We start from the raw sequence: 3,141 nt of genomic DNA, 5'->3' as shown, positions 1-3,141 counted from the left end.
TATTAACCATTTAGAGCGAATAAGCCTCACAGCCTAAATTTACCGAATCTTTTGTCGACTGTTGATTAAAAAACAGCTGAACAATAATTGGTTCATTTCTAGTCATGAAAAGCCCCTGGCTCTTCTATTACCTCTACAGGTTCTAGCATCTGCTCTGCGCGAATTTGGTATTGTGGTTTTGGCGCGAACCAGCACCAGTCCTTAAATTCTTCGTCAAGGCAGGTGATGATATGGAAGTTATCTTTATCCAGATAGTTTTTAAACACATATTCTTTGCCTTTTTTCATCGCCGTCTCAAATTCATTAGGCAATATTAAAGGGTCGTTAGACCAATATAGGTCTTCACCAAGAAAATAAAATGCTAAACGAATTGAGCTAATGATTTCTTCTGGGTGGAGCCTTAAAGCAGAATGGATAATCCATGGCTGCAACCCAGCATCCTTATGTTCACTAACATTATTTGTAAGCAACTTATCAAAGTAGGCAATAACGGATTCACGCGATATTTGTTGGGTATGCCACAGGGCAACCAATGAGTCTAGCGCTGCAATCCGTGCAAACTCATAGGCGTTTGCATTTTCAATCAACTTATAAATAGGCTCTATATTGCCGTTAAAAGTAGAGGCTAAAATATTAGGCATATCTTCTAGTTCGTCGTTAAAAATACGGTGCTCAAAACTGCTAGGCATCTTATTTAGCAGCTCAATTATTAACGGGTAAGCGCTTTTTTCCCTAAACAGTGCCAAGAGGAAAATGGCAATAACATGCGCTGAACGGGTTTCGATTGACTCTTTACCTAGGTTTTCTAACGTTTTTTCCAAAATACTTAAAAGATGAGGCGTCACCAATGCTTGATTCTTTCTTGCAAAGTCAAATTCTTTTTCTAGTGAGCGATAGGGGATAGTCGATATTGACTCAATGAATTGCTCGATAGTCATCTTAAGCATACCTTGGGTTTGTACAATGGATTGGCATTTTAAGCCATCATAGCAAGGCAGTAAATAAAAATGGTTCCTGCGGTTGGGTTGCTTGGTCTTATTGTCCTTTACGTTCATTGACAAAAGTGCTCCATTGGAGCATAATTAGAATATGAAAAAAATGATAACAATAATCGAATTTCCTGGGTTTCTTTCTCAAGTTGGAAACTCAATCAGCGTGGCCGAACGCGATGAATTTATTAATTTTATCGCCAGAAATCCAGAGGCTGGGGATTTAATTCCTGGAACTGGTGGAGTGAGAAAAGTGCGTTGGGGAAGTAAGAATAAGGGAAAAAGCGGTGGCGTCAGGGTAATTTATTATTTTTACGATGAGCTTGCCCCTGTTTTTTTGTTAACTGCTTATGGAAAAGGGGAAAAAGAGAATTTAACTGCTGAGCAAAAGAAACAAATATCAGCTCTTGCTCAAATTTTAAAATCTGAGTGCAAGAACCGTAGGAGTCAAGATCATGACTAATCGAAATATAGGAAATGAAATAATTCAAGGCATGGAGGAGGCTATTGAGTATATTCGAGGAAATAAAGGATCTGCAAAGGTTCATAAAGTCGAAATACCCAATGAAATTGATGTTCGTGAAATTCGAGAGAATCTTAATTTATCCCGAAAAGAATTCGCAGACAGTTTTGGCTTTAGTCCGAGAACGTTGCAGCATTGGGAGCAGGGCGATAGATCCCCCCATGGTGCGGCTAAAGTCCTATTATTGCTTTTGCAGCGAGAGCCTGCAACTATTGCAAAAATTTTACGCCAAAATTGAAATTATAGGGTGATCGATCTCGATTGTTGTTAATAATTATGGGGCGATCCCCATGCCCCCGTTTCGCATTATTTACAGTGGGTGTCGGGGTATGGGGAGTAATGGAACGACCAACCGACTTAAGGATTGCTAATCAGTAATTCCAGATACGAATGCAATTAAATTGTTTTTAATATATTTAATATCTTCTAAATAAAGTAAATGATGTTCATTTTTAATATTTAATTTATAAGTTTCATCACCTAAGTCTGCTTGAGAAAACATAAAGTCTACCAACTTCTGTAATCGCTCAACCATTAACTCTGCCAATATCAGTCTTTTTTCATCAGCTAAACCATAAGAACGACAAAATAAACGAGCTCGTTTAATTTGTTCCTGAATACAACCAAATCCATCTTGATTTTTGGGATTTGTAAATGGGCACCATCGATACAAAGCATAAGCAATATCCCATACTCGAGGCCCTGGATGACATGTATCAAAGTCTATAATCCCAACAGCAACTTCTCCATCTAACACAATATTATAGGGAGCGTAATCTCCGTGACAGATAACTTCATAAGGTTGGCGAGCAGGGAGTTGCCAATCAGTGTTTTCAAAGATGATGGTCTCCAAAAAACTTTGTGTTGTATCATGGAAACTACGCAATAATAAAGCAGCTGAAACTAAAGCTTTAATTGACGATGCATTAGGACTCAAAGGGTAATTACTTACATCTCCCTCTATAAAACTGACTATTTCTCTGCCTTGCTCATCAAATCCCAAAGGCTCAGGCGCTGCATAAAAACCACTTTGACGTAAATGCAGAAGAAGCTCGTGTATTTGTTTTGTCCATCTTCCCGTTGGCCGATGAACAGTATTTCCGATTTTTATAATCTGATTCTCGCGCCCTCCTGACAGATATTTTGAATTATTCATCGTGGACATATTCTTTATCTAATAAACGGTATATTGTGGCTTTATGAACATTAAATGTCTTAGCAATTTCACTTACTGCTTTATTTTCTTCCAATAAGCGCTTGGCTAATAATTTTTGCTCTTCATTCATTTTTTTAGGGCGTCCAAATCGAATCCCGCGTTGTTGGGCAGCTACACGCCCAGCGGAAGTACGCTCACGAATTAAGTCACGCTCAAATTCAGCAATGCCAGCAAATACGGTCATGATCATTTTACCTGCGTGAGAAGTCGTATCTGCCCATGGTTCTGAAATCGAGAAAAACGAAGCTTCGGCTATTCGTATTCGTTCTACAAACTCCAATAAGTGGTGAGTAGACAGGGGCTTTTCATGACTAGAAATTAGTCACATAAACAGTATAATCCTGCATTTATTTGAACTGGCGAAAGAAAGGGATGTCTGAAGTATTAGCTTTTTTATCAACTGTTGAAGATTT

Annotated in this window: 5 protein-coding genes; 2 read left to right on the top strand and 3 right to left on the bottom strand. The window is 38.5% G+C overall.

Going from position 1 to position 3,141, the window contains the following annotated elements; genetic code table 11:
* Positions 1-98: 98 nt before the first annotated feature.
* Positions 99-1,055, bottom strand: coding sequence for a DUF1186 domain-containing protein (locus ELY15_RS14890; RefSeq protein ID WP_233586831.1), 957 nt, complete (start codon positions 1,053-1,055; stop codon positions 99-101).
* Between the two features lie 34 nt (positions 1,056-1,089).
* On the opposite strand from ELY15_RS14890, the gene ELY15_RS14885 reads away from it, so the two are divergent.
* Both ELY15_RS14885 and ELY15_RS14880 read left to right on the top strand, forming a co-directional pair.
* Positions 1,090-1,452 (top strand): type II toxin-antitoxin system RelE/ParE family toxin, encoded by a 363-nt coding sequence (locus tag ELY15_RS14885; RefSeq protein WP_127101400.1) that lies wholly within the window; start codon positions 1,090-1,092, stop codon positions 1,450-1,452.
* Positions 1,445-1,750 (top strand): DNA-binding transcriptional regulator, encoded by a 306-nt coding sequence (locus ELY15_RS14880; RefSeq protein WP_127101398.1) that lies wholly within the window; start codon positions 1,445-1,447, stop codon positions 1,748-1,750. The genes ELY15_RS14885 and ELY15_RS14880 overlap by 8 nt, the downstream gene beginning before the upstream one ends.
* Positions 1,751-1,879: 129 nt before the next feature.
* Here the strand turns inward: ELY15_RS14880 and ELY15_RS14875 are convergent, their stop codons facing one another.
* Together ELY15_RS14875 and ELY15_RS14870 are read right to left on the bottom strand one after the other, a co-directional pair.
* Complete coding sequence (locus ELY15_RS14875) at positions 1,880-2,668, bottom strand: phosphotransferase enzyme family protein (protein ID WP_127101396.1); 789 nt, start codon at positions 2,666-2,668, stop codon at positions 1,880-1,882.
* A complete protein-coding gene (locus tag ELY15_RS14870) occupies positions 2,661-3,026 on the bottom strand; it encodes a recombinase family protein (protein WP_255411124.1) in 366 nt (121 codons plus the stop codon). Before ELY15_RS14870 ends, ELY15_RS14875 begins: the two co-directional genes overlap by 8 nt.
* Positions 3,027-3,141 lie beyond the last annotated feature (115 nt).

This window comes from Legionella sp. km772, assembly GCF_003989735.1.
In the GTDB taxonomy this organism is placed as follows: domain Bacteria; phylum Pseudomonadota; class Gammaproteobacteria; order Legionellales; family Legionellaceae; genus Legionella.
This window is presented reverse-complemented; position numbering and strand designations above follow the sequence as displayed.

What these genes read in the sequence shown, in the direction of transcription:
- ELY15_RS14885 (WP_127101400.1), top strand. Translation starts at nt 1,090, where the DNA reads ATGAAAAAAATGATAACAATAATCGAATTTCCTGGGTTTCTTTCTCAA.
- ELY15_RS14890 (WP_233586831.1), bottom strand. Translation starts at nt 1,055, where the DNA reads ATGAACGTAAAGGACAATAAGACCAAGCAACCCAACCGCAGGAACCAT.
- ELY15_RS14880 (WP_127101398.1), top strand. Translation starts at nt 1,445, where the DNA reads ATGACTAATCGAAATATAGGAAATGAAATAATTCAAGGCATGGAGGAG.
- ELY15_RS14875 (WP_127101396.1), bottom strand. Translation starts at nt 2,668, where the DNA reads ATGAATAATTCAAAATATCTGTCAGGAGGGCGCGAGAATCAGATTATA.